General features: G+C 67.7%; 25 protein-coding genes. 14 read left to right on the forward strand and 11 right to left on the reverse strand.

Going from position 1 to position 22,263, the window contains the following annotated elements; all coding sequences use genetic code 11:
* Positions 1-484: 484 nt before the first annotated feature.
* Both MJ602_RS06475 and MJ602_RS06480 read left to right on the forward strand, forming a co-directional pair.
* Positions 485-802, forward strand: a complete 318-nt coding sequence (locus MJ602_RS06475) for a DUF2322 family protein (protein WP_243020040.1) — start codon at positions 485-487, stop codon at positions 800-802.
* 130 nt (positions 803-932) lie between these two features.
* Positions 933-1,388 carry an SRPBCC family protein gene (locus MJ602_RS06480; protein WP_162015443.1) on the forward strand — a complete coding sequence of 152 codons (456 nt, stop codon included), beginning with the start codon at positions 933-935 and terminating at the stop codon, positions 1,386-1,388.
* Between the two features lie 79 nt (positions 1,389-1,467).
* Here MJ602_RS06480 and MJ602_RS06485 read toward each other — a convergent pair whose 3' ends face one another.
* A complete protein-coding gene (locus tag MJ602_RS06485) occupies positions 1,468-2,229 on the reverse strand; it encodes a class I SAM-dependent DNA methyltransferase (RefSeq protein WP_243020041.1) in 762 nt (253 codons plus the stop codon).
* A gap of 70 nt (positions 2,230-2,299) precedes the next feature.
* Here MJ602_RS06485 and MJ602_RS06490 point away from each other — a divergent pair, with 70 nt between their 5' ends.
* Entirely contained in the window at positions 2,300-3,178 is an 879-nt protein-coding gene (locus MJ602_RS06490) for a LysR family transcriptional regulator (RefSeq protein ID WP_243020042.1), read from the forward strand.
* Here MJ602_RS06490 and MJ602_RS06495 read toward each other — a convergent pair.
* Positions 3,175-4,104: a M14 family metallopeptidase gene (locus MJ602_RS06495; RefSeq protein ID WP_243020043.1), complete on the reverse strand. Its 930-nt coding sequence runs from the start codon at positions 4,102-4,104 to the stop codon at positions 3,175-3,177. The two genes, MJ602_RS06490 and MJ602_RS06495, sit on opposite strands and share 4 nt — an antisense overlap.
* Positions 4,105-4,193: 89 nt before the next feature.
* On the opposite strand from MJ602_RS06495, the gene MJ602_RS06500 reads away from it, so the two are divergent.
* Positions 4,194-4,445, forward strand: a complete 252-nt coding sequence (locus tag MJ602_RS06500) for a hypothetical protein (protein WP_162015440.1) — start codon at positions 4,194-4,196, stop codon at positions 4,443-4,445.
* 11 nt (positions 4,446-4,456) lie between these two features.
* On the opposite strand, the gene MJ602_RS06505 is transcribed toward MJ602_RS06500, so the two are convergent.
* Entirely contained in the window at positions 4,457-5,023 is a 567-nt protein-coding gene (locus MJ602_RS06505) for a DUF2242 domain-containing protein (RefSeq protein WP_243020044.1), read from the reverse strand.
* Positions 5,024-5,042: 19 nt separating this feature from the next.
* Positions 5,043-5,789 carry an SOS response-associated peptidase gene (locus MJ602_RS06510; protein WP_243020045.1) on the reverse strand — a complete coding sequence of 249 codons (747 nt, stop codon included), beginning with the start codon at positions 5,787-5,789 and terminating at the stop codon, positions 5,043-5,045.
* 60 nt (positions 5,790-5,849) lie between these two features.
* Between MJ602_RS06510 and MJ602_RS06515 the strand changes: the two genes are divergently transcribed.
* From MJ602_RS06515 to MJ602_RS06525, 3 genes are read left to right on the forward strand one after another with little or no spacing between them, the layout of a single operon-like run.
* Positions 5,850-6,734 carry a peptidoglycan DD-metalloendopeptidase family protein gene (locus MJ602_RS06515; protein ID WP_243020046.1) on the forward strand — a complete coding sequence of 295 codons (885 nt, stop codon included), beginning with the start codon at positions 5,850-5,852 and terminating at the stop codon, positions 6,732-6,734.
* Positions 6,735-6,774: 40 nt separating this feature from the next.
* Positions 6,775-7,248, forward strand: a complete 474-nt coding sequence (locus MJ602_RS06520; protein ID WP_243020047.1) for a YeeE/YedE family protein — start codon at positions 6,775-6,777, stop codon at positions 7,246-7,248.
* A gap of 11 nt (positions 7,249-7,259) precedes the next feature.
* Entirely contained in the window at positions 7,260-7,667 is a 408-nt protein-coding gene (locus MJ602_RS06525) for a DUF6691 family protein (protein WP_243020048.1), read from the forward strand.
* Position 7,668: 1 nt separating this feature from the next.
* On the opposite strand, the gene MJ602_RS06530 is transcribed toward MJ602_RS06525, so the two are convergent.
* Complete coding sequence (locus tag MJ602_RS06530; RefSeq protein WP_243020049.1) at positions 7,669-9,396, reverse strand: AMP-binding protein; 1,728 nt, start codon at positions 9,394-9,396, stop codon at positions 7,669-7,671.
* Positions 9,397-9,621: 225 nt separating this feature from the next.
* Here MJ602_RS06530 and MJ602_RS06535 point away from each other — a divergent pair, with 225 nt between their 5' ends.
* Both MJ602_RS06535 and MJ602_RS06540 read left to right on the forward strand, forming a co-directional pair.
* Positions 9,622-10,146, forward strand: a complete 525-nt coding sequence (locus MJ602_RS06535) for a hypothetical protein (RefSeq protein WP_197904971.1) — start codon at positions 9,622-9,624, stop codon at positions 10,144-10,146.
* A gap of 20 nt (positions 10,147-10,166) precedes the next feature.
* On the forward strand, positions 10,167-10,865 hold the full coding sequence (locus MJ602_RS06540) for a DUF4124 domain-containing protein (protein WP_243020050.1): 699 nt from the start codon (positions 10,167-10,169) through the stop codon (positions 10,863-10,865).
* Here MJ602_RS06540 and MJ602_RS06545 read toward each other — a convergent pair whose 3' ends face one another.
* Positions 10,866-11,801, reverse strand: coding sequence for an NAD-dependent epimerase/dehydratase family protein (locus tag MJ602_RS06545; RefSeq protein WP_243020051.1), 936 nt, complete (start codon positions 11,799-11,801; stop codon positions 10,866-10,868).
* Between the two features lie 117 nt (positions 11,802-11,918).
* On the opposite strand from MJ602_RS06545, the gene MJ602_RS06550 reads away from it, so the two are divergent.
* Positions 11,919-12,983, forward strand: coding sequence for a CDP-6-deoxy-delta-3,4-glucoseen reductase (locus tag MJ602_RS06550; protein ID WP_243020052.1), 1,065 nt, complete (start codon positions 11,919-11,921; stop codon positions 12,981-12,983).
* 691 nt (positions 12,984-13,674) lie between these two features.
* Here MJ602_RS06550 and MJ602_RS06555 read toward each other — a convergent pair.
* The 5 genes from MJ602_RS06555 to hda all read right to left on the reverse strand — a co-directional run bounded on the left by MJ602_RS06555 (position 13,675) and on the right by hda (position 18,061).
* Positions 13,675-13,995: a hypothetical protein gene (locus MJ602_RS06555; protein ID WP_243020053.1), complete on the reverse strand. Its 321-nt coding sequence runs from the start codon at positions 13,993-13,995 to the stop codon at positions 13,675-13,677.
* A 365-nt stretch (positions 13,996-14,360) separates the two neighbouring features.
* Positions 14,361-14,915, reverse strand: a complete 555-nt coding sequence (folK, locus tag MJ602_RS06560; RefSeq protein WP_243020054.1) for a 2-amino-4-hydroxy-6-hydroxymethyldihydropteridine diphosphokinase — start codon at positions 14,913-14,915, stop codon at positions 14,361-14,363.
* On the reverse strand, positions 14,912-16,504 hold the full coding sequence (pcnB, locus tag MJ602_RS06565) for a polynucleotide adenylyltransferase PcnB (protein ID WP_243020055.1): 1,593 nt from the start codon (positions 16,502-16,504) through the stop codon (positions 14,912-14,914). Before pcnB ends, folK begins: the two co-directional genes overlap by 4 nt.
* Complete coding sequence (locus MJ602_RS06570) at positions 16,501-17,199, reverse strand: histidinol-phosphatase (RefSeq protein ID WP_243020056.1); 699 nt, start codon at positions 17,197-17,199, stop codon at positions 16,501-16,503. The genes pcnB and MJ602_RS06570 overlap by 4 nt, the downstream gene beginning before the upstream one ends.
* A 163-nt stretch (positions 17,200-17,362) precedes the next feature.
* Positions 17,363-18,061: a DnaA regulatory inactivator Hda gene (hda, locus tag MJ602_RS06575; protein WP_243020057.1), complete on the reverse strand. Its 699-nt coding sequence runs from the start codon at positions 18,059-18,061 to the stop codon at positions 17,363-17,365.
* 203 nt (positions 18,062-18,264) lie between these two features.
* Between hda and MJ602_RS06580 the strand changes: the two genes are divergently transcribed.
* The 4 genes from MJ602_RS06580 to MJ602_RS06595 all read left to right on the forward strand — a co-directional run bounded on the left by MJ602_RS06580 (position 18,265) and on the right by MJ602_RS06595 (position 22,219).
* Positions 18,265-19,506, forward strand: a complete 1,242-nt coding sequence (locus MJ602_RS06580) for an MFS transporter (protein WP_243020058.1) — start codon at positions 18,265-18,267, stop codon at positions 19,504-19,506.
* A gap of 54 nt (positions 19,507-19,560) precedes the next feature.
* Positions 19,561-20,604: a phosphoribosylformylglycinamidine cyclo-ligase gene (purM, locus tag MJ602_RS06585; RefSeq protein WP_243020059.1), complete on the forward strand. Its 1,044-nt coding sequence runs from the start codon at positions 19,561-19,563 to the stop codon at positions 20,602-20,604.
* A 16-nt stretch (positions 20,605-20,620) separates the two neighbouring features.
* The gene (locus MJ602_RS06590) at positions 20,621-21,691 is read left to right on the forward strand and encodes an AI-2E family transporter (RefSeq protein ID WP_162015424.1); all 1,071 of its coding nucleotides are present in this window, start codon (positions 20,621-20,623) and stop codon (positions 21,689-21,691) included.
* 129 nt (positions 21,692-21,820) lie between these two features.
* Positions 21,821-22,219, forward strand: coding sequence for a universal stress protein (locus tag MJ602_RS06595; RefSeq protein ID WP_162015423.1), 399 nt, complete (start codon positions 21,821-21,823; stop codon positions 22,217-22,219).
* Positions 22,220-22,263: the final 44 nt, after the last annotated feature.

Raw genomic sequence — 22,263 nt, forward strand, 5'->3', positions numbered from 1 at the left:
GTGCGGGCCGAGGGTGAGAGCCTCTTGTGCGGGCGGGCGCCCCTCAGCACCCGTGGGGCGGATTCTAGTGTAGTGTTTCACTCTGATTGGTACTTTCAGCCAGTGGCCAAGGGGTCAGCTGCTAGGCGCAGGGGCGCAGGCATAACGGGTTACGTCAAGCCACTGCAACAACGCAGATGGCCCCTTGGCCACTGGCCCGAAGGGAGCCCCGAAAAAGCCGCCCAGCGTCGTTGCAGCGCTTGACAAGGGCGCCACCATTGCCTGCGCGCCGCGCCTAGCCGGGCAGCTTTTTCGGGGCTCTGAAAGTGCCAATCAGAGTGAAACACTACACAAGCAAGGGGGCGCGTTGTCTTGCGATCCGCCCGGCACCGGCACCGTGCCATCGCCGTGGGGAGCCGCTGATTGCTTCGGTTTTGGTAGCATCTTGCGCTTGATACACATGCCTTCAAGGCACTTTTCATCCAAACCTCTGCCCCCACAGACCATGAACTTCGCCGACCGCCTCAAGCAACTGCCTTCCGCCTCCCACCTGGCCGCCCTGCACCTGCTGGGCGCGGACGGGCAGGTGCTGGCCACCCTGGAGAACAAACCCGGCCAGGCCGGCTCGCTGGCGGTGTACGCCGCACTGGCGGCGCTGTACGGCGGCCACATCACGCCCGCCGCCGCGCACCTGGGGCTGGAGTGGTACGCCGAGCACACGCAGGACGCGCTGACCCACCCCGGCAAGCACCCCAACATCGACCGCCTGCTGGCCTGGGCCGAGGGCAGCGAGAGCTACCGCGTGCAGACCATCGCGGCCTGAAGGCCCGGCCTTATGGCTGCGCTGCCGGGCGCGGCGGTCCGAAGCGGAAAAAATCCGATCGTCGTACAGTGGGCGCCGGGTCGTGCCGCCCCGGACCTTGCCGGCACCGCTGTTCGAAAGGAGCCCGCCCATGACCGCCCCCACCGGCACCGTCACCCTGCACCGCGTGCTGCGCGCGCCGCCCGAGCGCGTGTACCGCGCCTTCCTTGACCCCGACGCCATGGCCAAATGGCTGCCGCCGCACGGTTTCACTGGGCGGGTGCTGGAGCAGGACCTGCGCGTGGGCGGCCGCTACCGCATGCAGTTCACCAACCTGGGCAACGGCCAGGTGCATGCCTTCGGCGGCGAGTACCTGGAGCTGGTGCCGGGCGAGCGCATCGTGAACACCGACCGCTTCGACACCCCCGACCTTCCGGGCGAGATGCGCACCACGGTCACGCTCCAGGCCGTGGCCGTGGGCACCGAGCTGCGCGTGGTGCAGGAGGGCATTCCTGCCGCCATCCCCACCGCCGAGTGCTACCTGGGCTGGCAGGATTCGCTGCAACTGCTGGCGCTGCTGGTGGAGCCAGAGATTCCGGCCATGTGATGGCGCTATTGTTTCAATAGCTGCCAGCGCTTTACTGATGGGCGTTAGAGGCCAATTTCATTCAGATCTTACACACCCGTCAGCGCGGGGCCGATGCGGGGTCGGCCACCGTGGCCGCCTGGTGCGGCTTGCGCGCCACGATGTAGGGGCGCACGTCGCGGCCCTTGGTGGCGTGGCGCTCCACGGCCAGCACCTCGAAGCCATGGCGCGCAATGGTGGCCTCCAGCGCCGGCCCTTGGAAGCAGTGCACGGGTGGTGCCAAGCCCAGGGCGCGCGCCAGCGGTAGCGCCACCCAAGGGATCAGCGGGTTCATCTCCGCCACGCACGGCGTTTTGGAGATAAAGAACCCGCCCGGCCGCAGCGCCTGCCACACGGCGTCCAGCCCGCCGTCCAGGTCGGGCAGCAGGTGCAGCACGTTGAAGGCCAGCACCACGTCGTAGGCCTGGGGTGCTTGCTGGGCGGCGCCTGCAGCGTCCAGCACGGCAAAGTCCAGTTGCGCCACCGGGGTGGCCGCGAGCTTTTCCTGGGCAATGGACACCATCTGGGAAGACACATCGGTGGCATGCAGGCGCCGCACCCGGTGGGCCAGGCGCAAGGCCGTGGTGCCGGTGCCGCAGCCGATCTCCAGCACCTGGTCTGACTCGGCCAGCAGTTCGCTGGTGCGGCGCAGGCTGGCCTCGTAACCGGCCTCGTCGGCAATGGGGCTGGCGGCGTACTTGCGCGCCATCTTGTCCCAGAAGCGAGCGCTCTGGCGCAGAGCGGCGGGGTCGGGTGGCGCGGGCGGCAACGCGTTTGTGGCCAGGGGGGTGGGCGTGGTCGTCATGGCGGGGCGTGAAAACATGCAGCGATGCTATCCATACACCAATCAACTGCATAGGCCCATAATTTGCAGTTAGGTAATACGTTTTTGCATGAATCACCCCGACTGGAACCTTTTGCGCGCGTTTCTGGAGACGGCGGACACCGGCTCGCTCTCGGCCGCCGCGCGCAAGCTGGGGCAGACCCAGCCGACGCTGAGCCGCCAGGTGGCCGCGCTGGAGCAGCAACTGGGCGTGATGCTGTTCGAGCGCGTGGGCAAGCGCATGGTGCTGACGGCCACGGGCCAGGCGCTGCTGGCCCAGGCCCGCGCCATGGGCGCTGCGGCGGATGCCCTGGCGCTCATGGCCACGGGGCGCTCGCAGGCGGTGGAGGGGGTGGTGTCGGTGTCGGCCAGCGATGCGGTGGCGGCCCACATCCTGCCCCGCGCGGTGGCGCGGCTGCGCCAGCAGGCGCCGGGCATCGTGATCGAGGTGGTGACCACCAACCAGCTCAGCGACCTGCTGCGCCGCGAGGCAGACATCGCCATCCGCCATGTGGCCCCCGACCAGCCGGACCTGATCGGGCGGCTGATTCGCCACGCCACGGCGGGCTTTTACGCCAGCAGCGCCTGGGTGGCTGCACACGGGCACCCGCGCACTGCCGCCGATGCGGCGCACTGCGACTTCATCGGCGCCGACCGCGCAGGCCGCTACCAGGCCTACCTGCAGGCGCATGGCCTGCCGGTGGGGGCGGCGCAGTTCAAGGTGCTGGCCGAGAACGCCTCCACCGCCTGGGAGATGGTGCGCCAGGGCCTGGGCATTGGCACCATGATGGACGAGATTGCGCAGCAAACGCCGGGCGTGGTGCGCGTGCTGGACGAGGTGCCTGCGGTGCGGTTTCCGGTATGGCTGGTCACGCACCGCGAGCTGCACACGGCGCGCCGCATCCGCTGCGTGTTCGATCTGCTGGCGGACGAACTGCGCAACGGCTAGGCCGACGCCTGCGCCAGCACGAAATCGATCGCCGCGCACACCGCCGCCACCTGTGCAGCGTTGCACTGTTCGGGCGTGGCGCGGGGGCTGTCGGGATAGACCTCGGTGGTGCTGGTGTAGCGCGCGCCGGTCACGCTGGCGCACAGGCCCAGCGTGCGCAGCGGGTAGCGGATCACGCCGCGCGCCACGGCGGGCGAGCCGATGAGCTGGCCCTGCGCGTCAGTGGGCGCGATGTGGGTGATCTTTTCCACCGCTTCGATGATGACCTGCTGGAAGGCGGGCTGGGGGTTCTCGGTGTCGTCCACCAGGTAGAAGCCGTCGGGGATGCTGCCGGGCTCGAACGGCTTGCCGTCGCGCGCGGCCAGCGCGGGGCGGAACTCGGTTTCGTCGGTGTCGGTGGTTTCGTGCAGGTCAATGTGCGCGGCAAACTGCCCGTGCAGCGGCGCCACCAGGCGCATGAGCGCCGCTGCCTCCTGCGCCGGGCTGGGCTCGCGGAACGAACGGTTGGGGTCGATGGCGTCATGGTTCCAGCGCTGGATGTGCTCGTAGCCCCAGGGGCTGACGCAGGGCACCACCAGCAGGTTGACCCGCCCGGCGTAGCGTGCGGCATGCTCACGTGCAAAGCGCAGCGCGCCGTGCACACCGCTGGTTTCGTAGCCGTGCACGCCGCCCGTCACCAGCACGGTGGGTCGGTGGTCCTGCCAGTCCTTGCTGCGCAGGGCGTGCAGGGGGTAGCGGCGGCTGCCGTACACCAGCTCGCCGTAGGGCTCACGCTGCCACTGCGCATCCAACCCCGCCAGCACGGCCAGCACATCGTCGGCATGGCTGCGCTGGCGCACCTGGCGCGCGCGCCACTGGGCGATGTCTGCAGGCCCCCAGGGCTGGCCTGGGGTACCGATGGTGGCGTGGGCAAAGGCAGAGGGCATGGCAAACAGCGCGTGGGCAGGTGGTGGTTCGCACCATTGTGCCAACACATGGGTTACCCTCGGGCCCCACCTACCCTTGGAGCGCCCGCATGAAAACCCTCAAAGTCACCATCGAACTGGAAATGTCCGTCCCGGACGATTGGCAACTGGTGCAGACCTCCGAAGGCACGCCAGTCATCCGCATGGCCGACGGCGCCTTCCTGGACATGGCCGTGGAGCCCCTGTTTGCCGCCAACCCCGAGGACGTGTGGAGCAGCACCGAGGACGAGGACGAACTCAACGACATCCTCGACATGGTGGACAGCGAGGCCGTGACCTACGAGTTTGTGGCGCAGGAGTAAGGCCTGGCCGCTCAGTCTTCCTGCGCCTCGGCCGTGCCGAGGTAGCCGCGCACCAGCTCGAAAAAACTGTCGTAGAAGGCCTCGCTGGCAATGGTTTCGCTGCCCACCTTGACCAGCGCCTCGCTGCCCGCCGTCAGCGGCACCGACACCGAGCCGATGCCGCCCACGCCCAGGCTGGCGGAGTTGCTGACTTTCTTGACCGTGTAGCGGTCTTGTACCGCCGTGACAAAGCCGGTGCTGAGCACGCCTTGCGGCGCATCGGGCACGCAGACCACGCGGATGTAGATTTGCAGGTGCGATTCGGCGTCGGGCTGGAAGTTCTTGCGCCCCTCCACCTGCTCGGCCGATGCCGCCTGGATCAGGTAGCCCTGGCTGAGCAAGGCGCGGCGCGCAGCCTCGCAGGTGTGCGCGGGGGCGGCATCGAACAGGCGCGCATAGGTGGCCACCGAGGCGAAGTTCTCCTGCGGCCCATGGTGCGGCAGAGGTGGTGCGGCGCACCCCGCCAGCACCAGCGCGGCGCAGAGCAGTGCCCCTGCGGCCGAAACCCTCCAACGGTCTTTTTTTGCTTCATTGTTCATAGCTGTCAGCGCTTTTCCATCAAGCGTTTGGGCCACTTTTTGCTGAAAAGTTCTGCGCTGGTCGCACCCGCTCTTTCTGCACCGGGTTGGCCGTGAGCCAGTTGGCGGGATAGCTGCGCAAAAACTCGCGGGCCTTTTCCGGGTGGGCGCCAAGCCAGGCGTCGTAGGCGCCTTCGCTCAGCACCGCAGGCATGCGCTTTTCGCTGCCGTCATGGCCATAGCGGTGCATCAGCGCGTGGTTGTTGGCGTTCACCGTCAGCAGGGTGTAGCTGGTGATGGTCTCGCCCTCGGCCCCCGTCCAGCACTCCCACAGGCCCGCCACGCCCATCGGCTGGCCGTCCACCCGCGCGATGCGCGTGGGCACGGGCTTGCCGCTGCGCAGGTCATCCACGAAGAAGGCCATCATGGGCACGATGCAGCGCCGCGCGCCCAGCCAGGCCTCGCGGAAGTTGTTGGAGGTGGTGACGGTTTCCGCCCGCGCGTTGACCAGCTTGGTCGAGCGCAGCTTGGCATCGGACGCCGACTTGACCCACTGCGGTACCAGGCCGAACTGGCCTGCCGCCAGCTCGCGCACGGGTTTCTCGCGCTCCGTGGGCGGCTCCTGGGGTTCCTGCACTGGCGCCTGCTCCGGCGCTGGCGCCTTGCGGATGAAAACGCCGGGCCGGCGCGGCACCAGGCTGCGCCCCAGGGGCGTGTCGGGCGGCGCCACGTGGAAGGCTTCAGGGTACAGCGTGTCGGGGTGCACGCTCTCGTAATGGGTGGTCATGCGCCATGCTATCTGAAGGCGCACGGCGCCCGGACCGATGGCCGCTGCACAATGCAGGCCATGCGTTTCACCCGCCCTTTTCCCTCGCGGCGTGCCCTGCTGGGCACCCTCGGCCTGCTGGCACTGCCAGCGCGCGCGTTTGCGGCCCCGGCGGCCACGGCTCCGGCGGCGGATGCTGAGGTCTGGCCCCGCGCACTGCCTGTGCCCGGCGGGGTGGCCCGCCTCTCGCTGGGGCCTGCGGCCACCAGGCCCGAGGCCTTTGCGGGCGATGTGCCGCTGCTGGTGGTGGGCGATGCGCGGGAGTGGACGGCCGTGGTGGGCATTGCCCTGGCGGCCGAGCCCGGCACCGCGCACATCAAGGTACGCCTGCCGGACGGAAGCTCGCGCCCGGTGGGCTACCGCATCGCCGCCAAGCGCTACGCCGAGCAGCAGCTCAAGGTGTCGCCGCGCACCGTGGACCTGTCGCCCGAAGACCAGGCGCGCTTTGAACGCGAGCGTGCCCATCAGCAGGGGGTGATGGCCACGTTCACCGAGCCCGATCCTGCCGTGCATGCCTCCCTGCGCATGCAGGTACCCACGCCGGGGCGGCGCTCCAGCTCGTTCGGGCTGCGGCGGGTGTTCAACGGGCAGGCACGCAACCCACACAGCGGCATGGACATCGCTGCACCCACGGGCACGCCGGTGGTGGCGCCGCTGCCAGGCCGGGTGATCGACACGGGCGACTATTTTTTCAACGGCAACACCGTGTGGCTGGACCACGGCGGCGGGCTGCTCACCATGGTGTGCCACCTGAGCCAGATCACCGTGCAGGTGGGCGACGTGCTGCGCACCGGAGAGCCGCTGGGCGCCGTGGGTGCCACGGGCCGCGCCACCGGGCCGCACCTGCACTGGGGCGTGATGCTCAACCGGGCCATGGTGGACCCAGCGCTGTTTCTACCGAACTGACCATTTCACCCCTTCGGATTTCAGACCCGCAGCAAATTCCATGAACCTGACCCTTTCCCTCTTTCCCTTCGGCTGGCAGCACTACCTGCTGGGCGGGCTGCTCATCGGCAGCGCGGTGGCGCTGCTGTTTGTCTTCACCGGCCTGATCGGCGGCATGAGCACGGTGTTTTCGTCCACCTGGTCGTTCGTGGTGCAGCGGCCGTTCTTCCAGCAGGCGCGCTTTACCGATTCACGCGGCTGGCGCCTGGTCTATGCACTGGGCCTCATTCTGGGCGCGCTGTTGTGGTGGCTGGGCTTTGCCGATGGCGCACCGCAGTCCACCAGCATTCCGGTGTGGCAACTGCTGGCGGGCGGCTTTCTGGTGGGCTACGGCGCCCGGCTGGGCAATGGCTGCACGTCGGGCCACGGCATCTGCGGGCTGGGCTCGCTGCAGTGGCCGTCGCTGCTGGCGGTGCTGACCTTCATGGGTACGGCCTTTCTGACAGCCAACATCGTGGCATGGTGGCTGGCATGAGCGCGCAAGGCATGTCTCTATCGCGCTTTGTGGCCGTGCTGGCGGCGGGCGCCCTGTTCGGCTTCGGCCTGGCACTCTCGACCATGGTGCGGCCCGAGGTCGTGCTCGGCTTTTTGCGCTTTCAGGACTTTGGCCTGATGCTGGTGATGGGCGGCGCCGTGGTGGTGACGCTGCTGGCCTACAAGCTGGCGCCGCGCCTGCGGGCACGCCCGCTGCTGGGCGGCAGCTTTCATGCCCACCCCAGCGCCTGGAACCGTGACACCGCCGTGGGCGCAGCGCTGTTTGGCGTGGGCTGGGGGCTGTGCGGCGTGTGCCCTGGGCCCGCCATTGCGGGCCTGGGCACGGGCAACTGGACGCTGCTGTGGGCGCTGGGCGGCATTGCCCTGGGCGCGCTGGTGCAGGGGCTGCGCGCCCGCTAGGTCACGCCGTCTTGGCTTCCTGCAGGCCCAGCTCGGCCATCATGCGCTCGCGCATGACGAACTTCTGCACCTTGCCGGTGATGGTCATGGGCATGTCGTCCACGAAGCGGATGTAGCGCGGCACCTTGTAGTGGGCGATCTGGTCGCGGCAGAAGTCGCGCACCTCGTCCTCGGTGCAGGTCTGGCCGGGCTTGGGCACGATCCAGGCGCAGATTTCCTCGCCGTACTTGGCGTCGGGCACGCCGAACACCTGCACCGACTGCACCTTGGGGTGGCGGAACAGGAATTCCTCGATCTCGCGCGGGTAGACGTTCTCGCCGCCGCGGATCAGCATGTCCTTGGCGCGGCCGACGATGTTGCAGTAGCCCTCGGCGTCGATGGTGGCCAGGTCGCCGGTATGCATCCAGCAGTCGCGCACGGCCTCGCGCGTGCGCTCGGCGTCACCCCAGTAACCCTGCATCACGGAGTAGCCGCGCACCAGCAGTTCGCCCTTCTCGCCCACGGGCAGCACCTGGCCCTCGGCATCGACCACCTTGGCCTCCAGCATGGGCTGGATGCGGCCCACGGTGGAGACGCGGCGCTCCAGCGGATCGGTGGTGGAGCTTTGGAACGACACCGGCGAGGTTTCCGTCATGCCGTAGGCGATGGTGATCTCGGAGAGGTGCATCTCGGCGATCACGCGCTTCATGGTCTCGATGGGGCACGGCGAGCCGGCCATGATGCCGGTGCGCAGGCGCGAGAGGTCGAACTCTGCAAAGCGCGGGTGGTCCAGCTCGGCGATGAACATGGTGGGCACGCCGTGCAGCGCGGTGCAGCGCTCCTCGCTCACGGCCTGCAGCGTGGCCACGGGGTCGAACGACTCGCCCGGGAACACCATGGCGGCGCCCGTGGAGACGCAGGCCAACACGGCCAGCACCATGCCGAAGCAGTGGTACAGCGGCACGGGGATGCACAGGCTGTCGTTCTCGGTGAAGTCCATGGCCTGGGCGATGAAGCGCGCGTTGTTCACCACGTTGTGGTGCGTGAGCGTGGCGCCCTTGGGGTTGCCCGTGGTGCCGCTGGTGAACTGGATGTTGATGGCGTCGTGGCACGAGAGGCCAGCGCCCAGGGCATCCAGCGCAGCACGGTCCGCGCGGGCGCGGCCGCTGGCCAGCACGTCGTCGTAGTTGAGCATGCCGGGGGTGCGGTCGGTGCCCATGCGGATCACCATCTCCAGCGCGGGCATGCGCGCGGCCTTGAGGGCACCCGGCGCGCAGGTGGCCAGCTCGGGTGCCAGGCGCTGCAGCATCTCCAGGTATTTCGAGGTCTTGAGCTGTTCGGCCGTGACGAGGGCGCGGCAGCCCGAGAGGTTGAGCGCGTATTCCAGCTCTGCGATGCGGTAGGCCGGGTTGATGTTGACCAGCACCAGCCCCGCGCGCGCCGTGGCGAACTGCGTCACCAGCCACTCGACACGGTTGGGCGACCAGATGCCCACGCGGTCGCCCACGCGCAGGCCCAGCGCGATGAAGCCCGCTGCCAGCGCGTCCACCTCGGCCTGGAACTGCGCCCAGGTCCAGCGCACACCCTGTTCACGGAAGACCACGGCGGGCCGGTCGGCGAAGCGCTGCACGGTATCGAGCAGGAAGCGGTGGATGGGCGCCTCCGACAGCGTGGCGTCCGTCCGGCCCTTGACCTGCGAGAGGCCGTTGAGCGGGGCGATGTTCCAGTCCGGGGCAAGGGCAACGGTCATGGCAAGGTTTCCTCAGGAATGCGACGTGCCATTGTGCAAAGCACCCGCCCACCAAAATGGACAAAATGGTTGCAAAACCAACCATGGGCCGCACCCTTGCGCGGGCAGGCGATAGGGCGCACCATACGCCTTGGACGGCGCTGGCCCCATCCCCTCAGGTCAACCGCAGGGATGGCTGGCGCGTCAATGTTTGGCAGGCCCTCCGCTTGCCTGAAAGCACACCCCATGAAACACATTCCCCCCTATGCACGCTGGCTGGCCCTGGGCTCGCTGGCGCTGCTGGCTTCGGGCTGCGTCAGCACCGGCGAGCCCTATTACAGCGACGGTCCGGGCTACCCGACCCGTCCCTACCCGTACCCGTCAGACCCGGTCATCATCCACAGCCCCGGCGTGCAGCCCGTGTACCCGGCCTACCCCGCCCCCGACTGGCGCCAATCCGAACGTGAACGCGAGCGCTGGGAACGCGAGCGCCGCGATCGTGAACGCTGGGAACGCGAACAGCGCGACCGCGACCGCTGGGCCCGCGACCGTGAACGCGAACAGCGCGAACGCGAGCGCGAAGCCCGCGAACGCGAACGGCATGACCGCGAGGCACGGGATCGCGACCGTGAACGCCGTGAGCGCGAAGCCCGAGAACGCGACCGGCGCGACCGCGAGCGCCCCGTGCGGCCCAACCCAGGGCGCTGCGACTACGACCGCTACAACCCCAAGACCGGCCAGTGCCTGCCCAGTTCCGAGAGCATGCCCTGACAGCGCATCCACGCACCACCATGCTCCGCGCCCACGTCATCCTGCGCTGGGTGCTGTGCACTGGCCTGCTGGCGGCCAGCGCACAGGCCCAGGTGGTGCGTTGCCAGGACCCGCGCACCGGCCAGGTCACCTACACCGACGGCGAATGCTCCGGCGGCGATAAAGCCCGCGAAGTGCAGGCGCGCAAAAGCGCCGAAGAACTGGCCCAGGAACGCGCCCAGGCCGCCGAGGCCCTGGAGCGCAAACAGCAGCGCCTAGAGCTGGAAAGAACCCGCCAGGAGGCCGAAACCGCCCGCCTGCAAGCACAGCGCCAGCGCGAACTGCTGGAACGCCCCCCGGCACCGCGCCCCAACTATGCCCAGTCCCCCCAATGCCAGGCTTCGCGCCGCCAATGGCAGACGCTGAACGAAGCCCAGACCCGCGAACCCATGGTGCTGCAACCCGGCCTGGAAGCCGCCCAGCGCCAGATGGACCTGGACTGCCTGGGCCCCGAGGGCTACGCAGAGATGGAAAGAGCCCGTGCCCAGCGCCCGCAGGTTGTGGTCGTGCCCACGGCACGCCCCCGGCCCACCCTGCCGCCGCCCCGGCCCCGGCTCACGCACTGCTCCGAATTCCAGTGCTTTGACGACCAGGGCAAGGGCTACCCCCGGGCAGGCCCAGGGCGCCTGCCCGGGCCGGACGGCACCTGCCGTTCTGCGGGCGGCCGTGCGCCGTGCTGATCAGGAGCGCAGCCCCTGCACCACCGTGGGGTAGCAAAGGCGCACGCGCAGTTCGCGGTGCAGGCGGGTGTTGTCCATGCGGCGCGATTCGCTCATGAAGCTCAGCAGCATGGGGGCAATGTCGGTCTGGGCCTGGGCGCGGGTAATGCGCGGCGGGCGGGGCAGGCCATACAGGTCGGCGGCCAGGTCAAAGTAGTCGCCCATGCGCAAGTCGCTGTCATCACTGGCGTGATACACGCGCTGGGGGGCGCCGCGCCACAGCGCCGCCACGCAGGCGCGGGCCAGGTCGTCGGCGTGGATGTGGTTGGTGTACACGTCGTCGGCAGGCACCAGCACGGGCGTGCCGCGGCGCAGGCGCGCTTCGGGCGTGCCGCCCTCGCGATTGGGGGCGTAGATGCCGGGCACGCGCAGAATGCTGGCGCGCAGGCCGCTGCGGCCCGCAAAACGCACCAGGCGCTCGGCATCCACCCGGCGGCGGGCACGGGCGGTGGCGGGGGCCAGGGCGCGGGTTTCGGTCACCCAGGCGCCGCCGCAGTCGCCATACACCCCGCTGGTGGACGCATACACCAGCGCCGCAGGCGGGCAGCGCAAGCGCAGCGCCCGCACCAGGGCCTGGGTGCGCGGGTCCCGCTCGCCCTGGCCGGGCGGGGGCGCCAGGTGCAGCACCTGCGTGGCCAGGCCGGACAGTCGGCGCAGGCTGGCGGCATGGTCCAGGTTGCCCAGCAGCGGCGTGATACCCTGGGCACGCAGGGCGGGCGCGCGCTCGGGGCTGGAGGTGAGCGCCAGCACACGCACCGGCGAGCGCCCCGTGGCGCTGGCGCGCAAGGCCTGCGCCACACGCAGGCCCACGTCGCCACAGCCGACGATGAGCACACGCGCACGGCGAAAGCGCGCAGGCAGCGCGCCCAGGTTGCAGGCGGGGGAGGCAGAACTCATGCAAGGGCTCTCAAAGGTGCGCCGCGCCAGCCATCGGCCCGGCGCGCAAAAGGGGTAAACACTGCGGGCACAATCCAGGGCATTGCCGTGTTCGACCCCCGCGAGGATAACCAAAACATGACCACCGCAGCGCCCACCCCCGCCCTGCCCCACACCGTCACCGTGCAGCCCAGCGGCCGCAGCTTTGAAGCCCAGCCGGGCGAAACCATCCTGGCCGCCGCCATCCGCGCCGGCGTGGGCCTGCCCTACGGCTGCAAGGACGGCGCCTGTGGCTCGTGCAAGTGCAAGATGCTGGAGGGCACCGTGGTGCACGGCACACACCAGGACAAGGCCCTGAGCGCCGACGAAGAAGCCGCAGGCTGGGTGCTGACCTGCTGCGGCGTGGCACAGACGCCGGTGGTGCTCGAATCGCGCCAGGTCACCGACGAAAGCGCCTTCCCCATCAAAAAGCTGCCCGTGCGCGTGAGCACGCTGCAGCGCCGCTCTGCCGATGTGATGCAACTGCAACTGCAACTGCCTGCGGCCGATACCTTCCGCTACCACGCGGGGCAGTACGTGGAGTTTGTGCTGCGTGACGGCGCGCGCAGGGCCTACTCCATGGCCAACGCACCGCACACGCAGGCGCAGGCCCCCGGCATCGAGCTGCACATCCGCCACATGCCCGGCGGGCGCTTCACCGACCATGTGTTCGGCGCCATGAAGGAGAAGGAAATCCTGCGCATCGAAGGCCCGTTTGGGGGCTTCTACCTGCGCGAAGACTCCGACAAGCCCATCGTGCTGCTGGCCTCGGGCACGGGCTTTGCGCCCATCAAGGCCATCATCGAGCACCTGCGCCACAAGGGCATCACCCGGCCCACGCACTTCTACTGGGGCGGCCGCCGCCCGGCCGACCTGTACCTGGACGACTGGGTGCGCGAGCAGGCCGCCCACATGCCCCAACTGCACTACGTGCCCGTGGTGTCCGACGCCCAGCCCGAAGACGCCTGGAACGGCCGCACCGGCTTTGTGCACCAGGCCGTGCTGGACGACTTTGCCGACCTCTCGGGCCACCAGGTGTATGCCTGCGGCGCCCCCATCGTGGTCGATTCCGCCCGCACCGCCTACACCGCCCAGCGCGGCCTGCCGCCGGAGGAGTTCTACGCCGATGCGTTTACCTCGGAGGCGGACAAGCATCCGCGCTGATTTTCTGAAGGAAACTGGGCTCTGGCGCTTATGGGATGGGCGCTGGCAGCTATGAAATCAAGAGTTTGATCGACCCTCATGGCCCATCGGGCTCCTCCCACACCGCACGACGCCGATAACTCTTCCGGCAGCTTGCCTGCCGCTTGCAACGTATGGCGACGCGGTGCCGCAAATTCCATGTCGGCACGGGACATTCACGATCCCACTACAGATGCCGGATATACGACTGCAGGTGTTTTACCCTCTGGTCACCAATCGGTCAGGCTCTTGCTGTTGTGGGGGAGTCCATATATGTTTGTTAGGCGATGCCGTTGCTCCGCATACGCCGGAAGTGAGCCTCCATTTCAGAGAGGCGGAACATTGCCCATATGTAAAAAATCAGCCACATGAGTAAACCTAGGTGAGCTGGCAATACGGAAAATATATCCAACGCGATACCACCAAAAGAAAGCACCACAAGGATTACCGACCATAATCCTTTCCTGCATAATGCGGCCCAGTCTGATCGGTATAACGGGTGTAAGCTGATAAGGGTCTTTGTGACGTCGTACGCCATGTTCCCCGAGAATGCCAAGAAAACAAATAAGGTGAACGTTTTCTGTTGTTCATAAGCAAGGGAAAGAACGTAGAGAAACCCGAATACGATTATTATCCATCCGATTACAGCCAATGCTTTCCACTTCATTACTGCTCACCAATCCAAAAATCCGTCACTGGAGCCAGAACTCCATGTGTCATCAAAACTAGAGGAAGAACTGGATGACCAACTATCGTCGATGCCCGAAGAACTTAAATGATCATGCGAAAAGTCAGTGCCGTAAGGATTTCCTTCGACGTCTACACCCCCAGTACCATCCACCATCGGTAGGCCATTTGCGGGGTTTATCGCAAAATCATCAAGCGAGTTTATTCCAAACGAATCGATTCCGGCACTCGAACTGATGCCATCAGCAATAGATGATGAAACAGATTTTGAGCTAAACAAGTCAGTAAACCAGCTAAATATACTCATTCGAGTCTCCCTTCTTGGATACCTAACATAATTTATCCCGCAAAACCGCAGCATAAACTGGATCGCGCGGGATATTCTGGACACTGATTTCTCCCGGAAGCGGCTTGCAGCATAGGTTTCAGGGATGGCCTGTTCAAACAATCAGGCATAAAAACTCCGCAAAACCTGGCAGGCGCCAACGAGGCAAACTATAGCTCGCAACCAGACAAGGATCGCGTACTCAGAACTGTCGCGCAGCAATTAGCGGCTGAACTGCTGCTTTGGGGTCGTGTTGCCCAACGCGGGCACAGGGTCGGCGGCCCAATTTTGCTATTATTTTTATAGCTACTTGCGCTTACTAGGCGTGCGATGCGGTCGATTTTTCATCAAATTTCCGCAGACACTCCACATCCATCTGCCCACCCCGCCCCCTGGCACCGCTCCATCACCTGCCCCTGCACGGCCTGCAGCGCCTGCGCGGGCACGTGCTGGGGCGCCAGTTCGGCCAGGGGCTGCAGGACGAAGGCGCGCTCGAACATGCGGGGGTGGGGCACGGTGAGGTCGGGGGTGGTGATGTGCTGGGTGCCGTACAGCAGCAGGTCCAGGTCCAGCGTGCGCGGGGCGTTGCGGTAGGGGCGTTCGCGCCCGGCAGCGTGCTCCAGGGCTTGCAGGGCGGCGAGCAGGTCGTGGGGGCTGAGGGTGGTGGCGATTTCGGCCACGGCGTTGAGGTAGTCGGGGCCGTGGGCATCGACCGGCGCGCTGCGGTACAGCGACGAGGTGCGCAGCAGGCAGATGCCTGGGGTGTGGGCCAGGGCCTGTAGGGCCTGGCGCAGGGCGGCGGCGGCATCACCCAGGTTGGCGCCCAGGCCGACCCAGGCGTGCACTGCGGGGGCTGGTGTGCCCGCCTGCGATGCGGGGGGCGGGTTTGCGGGCGTGCTCACGCGTCGGCAGCGGGGGCGCTGCCGCCTGCGGCGCCGCCGGGTTTGCGGCGACGACGGCGGCGTTTTTTGGGGGCGCTGCCTTCGGGCGGCGGTGCGGTGTCGGCGTCGGGGGCGTGGTTGTCGGCGCCTTCGTCCAGCGCCAGGCCGCGCGGGTCGGCGACCTTGGTGCGTGGTGGCACGCGGTGCACGGTGCCCTGGGCCTGGCGGCTGCGGGCCTTTTGCTCTTCGCGCGCCTGCTCCATGAGGTCGTAGCGCTCGTCTTCGTCGGCGGTGCTGAACTTTTGCCACCAGTCGGCCAGGGCCTCGTCCACTTCGCCCACGTCGGCGCGCAGGCGCATGAAGTCAAAACCTGCGCGGAAGCGCAGTTGCGCCACCATGCTTTCGGGGATGCGGCCCACGCGCTTTTCAAAGCGGGGCTGCATGACCCAGATTTCGCGCATGTCGGCGGCCAGCTTGCCGCGGCCAGAAACGTCACCAATGCGCTGGTTGAAGACTTCGTCGATGGCGTCCTGCAGCGCGGGGAAAGCGTGTTCGCGCGCGTCCAGGCGGCGCTGCCAGCCTTCGCGCACGTCTTGCCAGAGCACGCAGGCGAGCAGGAAGCTGGGCGCCACGCGCTTGCCTTCGGCCAGGCGGCGGTCGGTGTCTTGCAGCGCGGCGTGCACCAGGGGGGTGTCGGCGCGTTCAACGACCAGATCCAGCAACGGGTAGATGCCGCGCTGCAGGCCCAGCTTGCGCAGTTGCTCCACGGTGGCCAGCGCGTGGCCTGTCTGCAGGAGCTTGAGCATTTCGTCGAACATGCGGCTTTGCGGCACCTCTTGCAGCAGGTGCTGTGACTGGGCCAGGGGCGCGGCGGTCTTGGGGTCCAGGGCAAAGCCCAGGCCGCTGAGCTTGGCGGCAAAGCGCACGGCGCGGATGATGCGCACGGGGTCTTCACGGTAGCGCTGGGCGGGGTCGCCAATCATGCGCAACTGCTTTTTCTTGGCGTCCTCGATGCCCTTGTGGTAGTCCACCACGGTCTGGGTTTCGGGGTCGTAGTACATGGCGTTGACGGTGAAGTCGCGCCGCGTGGCGTCTTCGTCCTGCGGGCCCCAGACGTTGTCGCGCAGCACGCGGCCCGATGCGTCCACGGCGTGCTGCATGCCGGCCAGTTGCGCCTTGCTGGTTTTCTCGTTGCCGCCCACTTGTTCGGCGGCCACGTTGTCGAGGTAGGCGCGGAAGGTGGAGACCTCGATCACCTCGTGCTCGCGCCCGCGCCCATGCACCACGTGCACGATGCGAAAGCGCTTGCCGATGATGAAGGCGCGGCGGAACAGTTGCTTGACCTGCTCGGGCGTGGCGTTGGTGGCCACGTCGAAGTCCTTGGGGCGCAGGCCCAGCAGCAGGTCGCGCACGGCGCCGCCGACGATGTAGGCCTCGTAGCCTGCCTGCTTGAGGGTGTGCACCACCTCCACAGCGCGGCGATCCACCAGCGTGGGGTCGATGCCGTGCTGGGCTGCAGGCACCTCTACGCGTTTGCCGAAATGCGGCTTGCCGCCTTTGCCACCCTTGGCGGCCTTGCCCAGCAGTTTGTCGATGAAGGTTTTGATCATGGGTGTGCAGAAAACAGGTCGAGGATGCGCCAGCCGCGCTCTTGCGCCAGGGCGCGCAGGCGGGCATCGGGGTTGGTGGCCACGGGGTGGTCCACACGCTCCAGCAGGGGGACGTCGTTCATGGAGTCGCTGTAGAAGGTGCTTTCCACGTCGGCCCAGCGCAGGCCGTGCGCAGACAGCCATTCTTCCATGCGCTGCACCTTGCCTTCGCGCATGGTGGGCGTGCCCTGGATGGCGCCGGTGTACCAGCCGCTGGCGTCGCGCGCCAGTTGCATGGCCAGCAGCTCCTGCACGCCCAGCGCCTGGGCGATGGGGCGGGTGACGAATTCGTTGGTGGCGGTGACGATGAGCACCCTGTCCCCCGCCTGCTGGTGCTGGCGCACGAGCTGCTGGGCCTCGGGCCGGATGGCGGGCGCAATCACCTCGCGCATGAAGCGTTCGTGCGCGGCGCGCGCCTGCTCGGGGCCGCGCTGGCGCACGGCTTCGGTGGCAAAGCGCACGTAGTCGTGCACATCCAGCGTACCGGCCTGGTAGTGGGCGTAAAACTCGGCATTGCGGCGGGCAAAGTCCACCGGGTCGGTCCAGCCGATGCGGATGGTGAACTCGCCCCACTCGTAGTCGGAGTCGAGCGGCAGCAGCGTGTGGTCCAGGTCGAACAGGGTCAGCCGGGGGCGATGGTTCGGGGTTTCAGTCATTCATTCTTGGTGTGGTTAGGCCGTCAGCGGCAGCAATCGGCACGGCCCAAGCCAGTGCTCCCGCGCAAGGGCCGCCCCGCCGCGCCGGGAGCGTCCCCCTTCCCGCGTCGCACAGCGGCGCGAGAGAAGGGGGAAGGCGCGCAGCGCCACAGGGGGTTGTGCCTCATCCAGCTTCCAGCATGGCCTTGAGCAGCGGAATGGTGATGGCACGCTGCGCGCGCAGGGCGTAGGCGTCGAGCCGGTCCAGCAGCTGCATCAGGCTGCCCAGGTCGCGCGAGAAGCGGCTGAGCATGTAGTCCATCACCTCGTCGGCCAGGAAGATGCCGCGCGCGTCGGCCTCCTGGCGCAGCACGGCGCGGCGGGCGGTTTCGTCGAGCACCTGGAGCTGGAACACATGGCCCCAGCCCAGGCGGGTGCGCAGGTCGTCGCGCAGCGGCAGGTCTGCCGGGGGTACGCTGCCTGCGGCCAACACCCAGCGCGGCGCGCCGCTGCCCGGGCTGGTGGCGTTGACAAACCAGTTGAACGCCAGGGCCTGCTGCGCGGTGGAGTACAGGTGCACGTCGTCCAGCAGCACGGCGGCCCAGCGTTCATCGAATTCGGGGCGTGCGTGCACGCTGGGGTCCAGCCAGCCCACGCTGGCGCCTTGCTCGCGCAGCGCGCTGGCCACGGCCTTGAGCAGGTGCGACTTGCCGCTGCCGGGCGCGCCCCACAGGTAGGTGGGCACGGGCGCGCGCGTGGCCTGCTGGCTGCCCTGCCCCACCCACAGGCGCAGGTGCTGCAGCGCGGCCTCGTTGGCCCCGGCAAAGTAGTTGCCCAGCGAGGGGCCGGTGGCCAGACCGATGTCCAGGGCCAGTTGCTTCATGCGCGGCGCCCCCGAGGCATGGGCACGGCCAGGGCCAGGAAAGCCAGGATGAAATGCGGGAGGTGGATCGGCGGCATCGCTGTGGAATGGGGTGGGGCCTGCAGCCACAGGCAACTGCGGCCATAACCCGGGCATGCGGCGCGGGCAGATACCGTCGCACGCATGGACGACAATGGCGCGATTTTAGACGCCTTCAGGCAGCCATGCCCTCTCCCACCCCCGCACACACCAAGCTCCCGGCTGCCATTTGGGTATTGGGATTCGTCAGTCTGCTGATGGATGTCTCCTCCGAACTGATCCACAGCCTGCTGCCGGTGTTCATGGTCAGCGTGCTGGGCGCAAGCATGTTGACCGTGGGTCTGATCGAGGGCGCCGCCGAGGCCACGGCCTTGATCGTGAAGGTGTTTGCAGGCGCATTGAGCGACTGGTGGGGCAAGCGCAAGCCCCTGGCACTGATGGGCTACAGCCTGGGCGCGCTGACCAAACCGATGTTCGCGCTGGCCACCGGCATGGGCATGGTGGTGGCGGCACGCATGATCGACCGGGTCGGCAAGGGCATACGCGGCACCCCCAGGGACGCGCTGGTGGCCGACATTGCCCCCCCGGAGGCCCGCGGCGCGGCCTTTGGGCTGCGCCAGTCCCTGGACACGGTGGGCGCTTTTCTGGGGCCGCTGCTGGCCATGCTGCTGATGCTGCTGTGGGCCAACGACATCCGCGCCGTCTTCTGGGCCGCCGTGGTGCCCGCAGCGCTGTGCGTGGCGCTGCTCGCCTGGGGGGTGCAGGAACCCGAGCGCGCGCCCCAGGAGCGGCGGACCAACCCCATCCGCCGTGACAACCTGCGGCGCCTGCCAACTGCGTTCTGGAGTGTGGTCGCCCTGGGTGCGGTGTTCACGCTGGCGCGCTTCAGCGAGGCTTTTCTGGTGCTGCGCCTGCAGCAGGACGGCCTGCCGCTGGCGTTCACGCCGCTGGTGCTAATTGCCATGAACCTGGTGTATGCGCTGGGCGCCTATCCGCTGGGCAAACTGTCCGACGGCATGGACCACGGCAAGCTGTTGGCCTGGGGGCTGGTGCCGCTGGTGGCCGCCGATGCGCTGCTGGCCTGGAGCGGCCAGGGCCCCGCAGCCTGGCTGGGTGTGGCCCTGTGGGGCCTGCACATGGCGGCCACGCAGGGGCTGCTGGCCGCCATGGCGGCCCACACCGCCCCGGCCGACCTGCGCGGCACGGCCTACGGCATGTTCAACCTGGTCTGCGGCGTCGCCATGCTGGCGGCCAGCGCGCTGGCGGGCCTGTTGTGGGACCAGCTGGGTGCGCGCGCGACCTTCTCTGCGGGCATGGTTCTGGCGCTGCTGGCGCTGGGCGGTGTGCTGGTCCTGATGGCGCGCGGCGCACTGGCACCACCCCGGCACCATGCCCCTGGCACCCACCCGGGCGGTGGAGCCCCTTAAAATCTCCTGCTTGCGGCCCACGCCTGGGCCGCCTTCCCGCACCCATAGCACCCCATGAGCACCTCTGCGACCCCCTCCCCCCTGTCCTACAAAGACGCTGGCGTTGACATCGACGCGGGCGACGCGCTGGTCGAGCGCATCAAGCCCCTGGCCAAAAAGACCATGCGCGAGGGCGTGCTGGCCGGCATTGGCGGCTTTGGCGCGCTGTTTGAGGTACCCAAGCGCTACCAGGAGCCGGTGCTGGTGAGCGGCACCGACGGCGTGGGCACCAAGCTCAAGCTGGCATTCGAGTGGAACATGCACGACACGGTGGGCATCGACCTGGTGGCCATGAGCGTGAACGATGTGCTGGTGCAGGGCGCCGAGCCGCTGTTCTTCCTGGACTACTTTGCCTGCGGCAAGCTCGATGTGGACACCGCCGCCGCCGTGGTGGGTGGCATCGCCAAGGGCTGCGAGCTGTCGGGCTGCGCACTGATCGGTGGCGAAACAGCCGAGATGCCCGGCATGTACCCTGCCGGCGAATACGACCTGGCGGGCTTTTGCGTGGGTGCGGTCGAAAAGAGCAAGATCCTGACCGGAAAGGACGTGAAGCCTGGCGATGTGGTGCTGGGCCTGGCCTCGCATGGTGTGCACTCCAACGGCTTCTCGCTGGTTCGCAAGTGCATCGAGCGCGCCGCTGGCAACCTGCCCGCCACGCTGGATGGCATGCCCTTCAAGGATGCGGTGATGCGCCCCACCCGCCTGTACGTAAAGAATGTGCTGGCCGCGCTGGCCCAACATCCCATCAAGGCCCTGGCCCACATCACCGGTGGCGGCCTGCTGGAGAACATCCCGCGCGTGCTGCCCGAGGGCACGGCTGCCCATCTGAAGAAGGGCAGCTGGCCGCAAACCGAATTGTTTGCCTGGCTGCAGAAGACGGCAGGTATCGATGACATCGAAATGAACCGCACCTTCAACAACGGCATTGGCATGGTGGTGGTGGTCGATGCCGCCCAGGCCGACGCCACCGCAGCCACGCTGCGCGCCTTGGGCGAGTCGGTGTACGCCATTGGCACGATTGCGCCGCGCGGCGATGGTGCCGCCGTGGTGGTGGCCTGAGCCTGCTGCGCAGCCCATGGCGCAGACCCCGCCTGCCCCCGGTTCTGAACCCACGCCTGCGCTGAGCGCGCCAGCACCACGCAGTGTGGTGCTGGCCAGCTACCTGCTGGTGGCTGCCGCACTGCTGCTGGTGCTGTGGCGCGGCCTCCTGCCCGGCCTGCTGTGTGTGTGCCTGGGCTTTTTGCTGACCCGCGCCTGGGTGGGCTGGCTCACCCGGCTGCGGCCCGGCGCCTTGCCGCCGCTGCCCCCCCGTGGGGCCGAAGTCGCGGCGGCGGCCCTGGTGATGTTGCTGCCCCTGGGGCTGCTGGGGCTGGGGCTGACGCATTCGCGCACCTACCTGATCGAAGCGCCCCAGCAGTACCGCGAGCTGCTGGAGTACATGGCGCAAACGGTGCGTGAATTGCGCCTCAAGCTCCCGGCCGACTTTCCGCTGCAATTGCCCGAGGGCGCCGCCGAAGTGCAGCGCGTGATCGCCAACTACCTGGGCGCCAAGGCCGGCGCACTGGCCACCACGGGCCGCGCCTGGCTGGCGGGGCTGCTGTTTGCCTATGTGGGCCTGATCATCGGCGCACTGGCCGCCGTGCGCCAGCGCAGCACCCAACAAGGCCCGCTGGCGCGTGAACTGGCACAGCGCATCACGCTGTTTGGCGAAGCGTTCCGGCAAATCGTGGCGGCGCAGTTCTGGATTGCGGCGTTCAACACCTTGCTCACCGCACTGTTCCTGCTGTTCATCCTGCCGTACTGGGGCATTCGCCTGCCCTACACGCCGCTGCTCATCAGCTTCACCTTTGTGGCGGGGCTGGTGCCCATCGTGGGCAACCTGGTGTGCAACGTGGTCATCACCATCGTGGGGCTGTCGGTGTCGCCGCTGGCGGCTGCGGCATGCCTGGGCTTTCTGATCCTCATCCACAAGGCCGAATACGTCATCAACGCCAAGGTGGTGGGCAGACGCACGCACATGGGCGTGTGGGAGCTGCTGTCGGTGATGTTTGTGGCCGAGGCCGTGTTCGGCCCTGCCGGGCTGGTGGCGGCGCCGCTGTGCTATGCCTACCTGAAAAAAGAGTTGGCATCTTTGCGACTGATCTGACCGACCGGCTTGCGCTACCATGCAAGGCGCATCCCGACAGGGCGTGCCATCCAGCCCGTCTCTCGACCACAAGCCGAGGGACGGGCACACATGTCATCACACACAGGTATAAATCAGGAGAGACCGTTCATGACCATTCTCGTCGCCTACGTACCCCGCCCCGAAGGCCGGGCCGCATTGGACAAAGGCATTGAAATCGCCAAGCGCCGCCAGGAGCGGCTGCTGGTTGTCAACGCAGGCCCCGGAGGCTCGCAGGAGGACACATCGCTGGCGCCAGGCTACGAGGTGGAACAGATCGAGGCCATGCTCGAAGCCCAGGGTGTGCAGGCCGAGTTCAAGCAGTTTGTGCGCGGCCGCGATGCGGTGGAAGAAATCAACGAGCTGGTCGATACCATGGACATTTCGGTGCTCGTGATCGGTCTGCGCAAGCGCACCGCCGTGGGCAAGCTGATTTTGGGCAGCGTGGCACAGGAGCTGCTCATGACCGTGTCCTGCCCGGTGCTCTGCGTCAAGGCACCCAGCGCCTGATTGCTATCATTTAAATAGCACTCAGCGCTTGCCAAATGGGCGCT

Origin of the sequence: Simplicispira sedimenti (assembly GCF_022760965.1) — a bacterium.
In the GTDB taxonomy this organism is placed as follows: Bacteria; Pseudomonadota; Gammaproteobacteria; order Burkholderiales; family Burkholderiaceae_C; genus Simplicispira; species Simplicispira sedimenti.

Coding starts and splice junctions, on each gene's coding strand:
- hda (WP_243020057.1), bottom strand. CDS start 18,061: ATGAAGCAACTGGCCCTGGACATCGGTCTGGCCACCGGCCCCTCGCTG.
- MJ602_RS06500 (WP_162015440.1), top strand. CDS start 4,194: ATGAAAACCCTCAAAGTCACCATCGAACTGGAAATGTCCGTCCCGGAC.
- purM (WP_243020059.1), top strand. CDS start 19,561: ATGAGCACCTCTGCGACCCCCTCCCCCCTGTCCTACAAAGACGCTGGC.
- MJ602_RS06595 (WP_162015423.1), top strand. CDS start 21,821: ATGACCATTCTCGTCGCCTACGTACCCCGCCCCGAAGGCCGGGCCGCA.
- MJ602_RS06525 (WP_243020048.1), top strand. CDS start 7,260: ATGTCTCTATCGCGCTTTGTGGCCGTGCTGGCGGCGGGCGCCCTGTTC.
- MJ602_RS06550 (WP_243020052.1), top strand. CDS start 11,919: ATGACCACCGCAGCGCCCACCCCCGCCCTGCCCCACACCGTCACCGTG.
- MJ602_RS06505 (WP_243020044.1), bottom strand. CDS start 5,023: ATGAACAATGAAGCAAAAAAAGACCGTTGGAGGGTTTCGGCCGCAGGG.
- MJ602_RS06485 (WP_243020041.1), bottom strand. CDS start 2,229: ATGTTTTCACGCCCCGCCATGACGACCACGCCCACCCCCCTGGCCACA.
- MJ602_RS06530 (WP_243020049.1), bottom strand. CDS start 9,396: ATGACCGTTGCCCTTGCCCCGGACTGGAACATCGCCCCGCTCAACGGC.
- MJ602_RS06490 (WP_243020042.1), top strand. CDS start 2,300: ATGAATCACCCCGACTGGAACCTTTTGCGCGCGTTTCTGGAGACGGCG.
- MJ602_RS06480 (WP_162015443.1), top strand. CDS start 933: ATGACCGCCCCCACCGGCACCGTCACCCTGCACCGCGTGCTGCGCGCG.
- MJ602_RS06590 (WP_162015424.1), top strand. CDS start 20,621: ATGGCGCAGACCCCGCCTGCCCCCGGTTCTGAACCCACGCCTGCGCTG.
- MJ602_RS06570 (WP_243020056.1), bottom strand. CDS start 17,199: ATGACTGAAACCCCGAACCATCGCCCCCGGCTGACCCTGTTCGACCTG.
- MJ602_RS06580 (WP_243020058.1), top strand. CDS start 18,265: ATGCCCTCTCCCACCCCCGCACACACCAAGCTCCCGGCTGCCATTTGG.
- MJ602_RS06520 (WP_243020047.1), top strand. CDS start 6,775: ATGAACCTGACCCTTTCCCTCTTTCCCTTCGGCTGGCAGCACTACCTG.
- MJ602_RS06495 (WP_243020043.1), bottom strand. CDS start 4,104: ATGCCCTCTGCCTTTGCCCACGCCACCATCGGTACCCCAGGCCAGCCC.
- MJ602_RS06555 (WP_243020053.1), bottom strand. CDS start 13,995: ATGAGTATATTTAGCTGGTTTACTGACTTGTTTAGCTCAAAATCTGTT.
- pcnB (WP_243020055.1), bottom strand. CDS start 16,504: ATGATCAAAACCTTCATCGACAAACTGCTGGGCAAGGCCGCCAAGGGT.
- MJ602_RS06515 (WP_243020046.1), top strand. CDS start 5,850: ATGCGTTTCACCCGCCCTTTTCCCTCGCGGCGTGCCCTGCTGGGCACC.
- MJ602_RS06540 (WP_243020050.1), top strand. CDS start 10,167: ATGCTCCGCGCCCACGTCATCCTGCGCTGGGTGCTGTGCACTGGCCTG.
- MJ602_RS06510 (WP_243020045.1), bottom strand. CDS start 5,789: ATGACCACCCATTACGAGAGCGTGCACCCCGACACGCTGTACCCTGAA.
- MJ602_RS06545 (WP_243020051.1), bottom strand. CDS start 11,801: ATGAGTTCTGCCTCCCCCGCCTGCAACCTGGGCGCGCTGCCTGCGCGC.
- MJ602_RS06475 (WP_243020040.1), top strand. CDS start 485: ATGAACTTCGCCGACCGCCTCAAGCAACTGCCTTCCGCCTCCCACCTG.
- MJ602_RS06535 (WP_197904971.1), top strand. CDS start 9,622: ATGAAACACATTCCCCCCTATGCACGCTGGCTGGCCCTGGGCTCGCTG.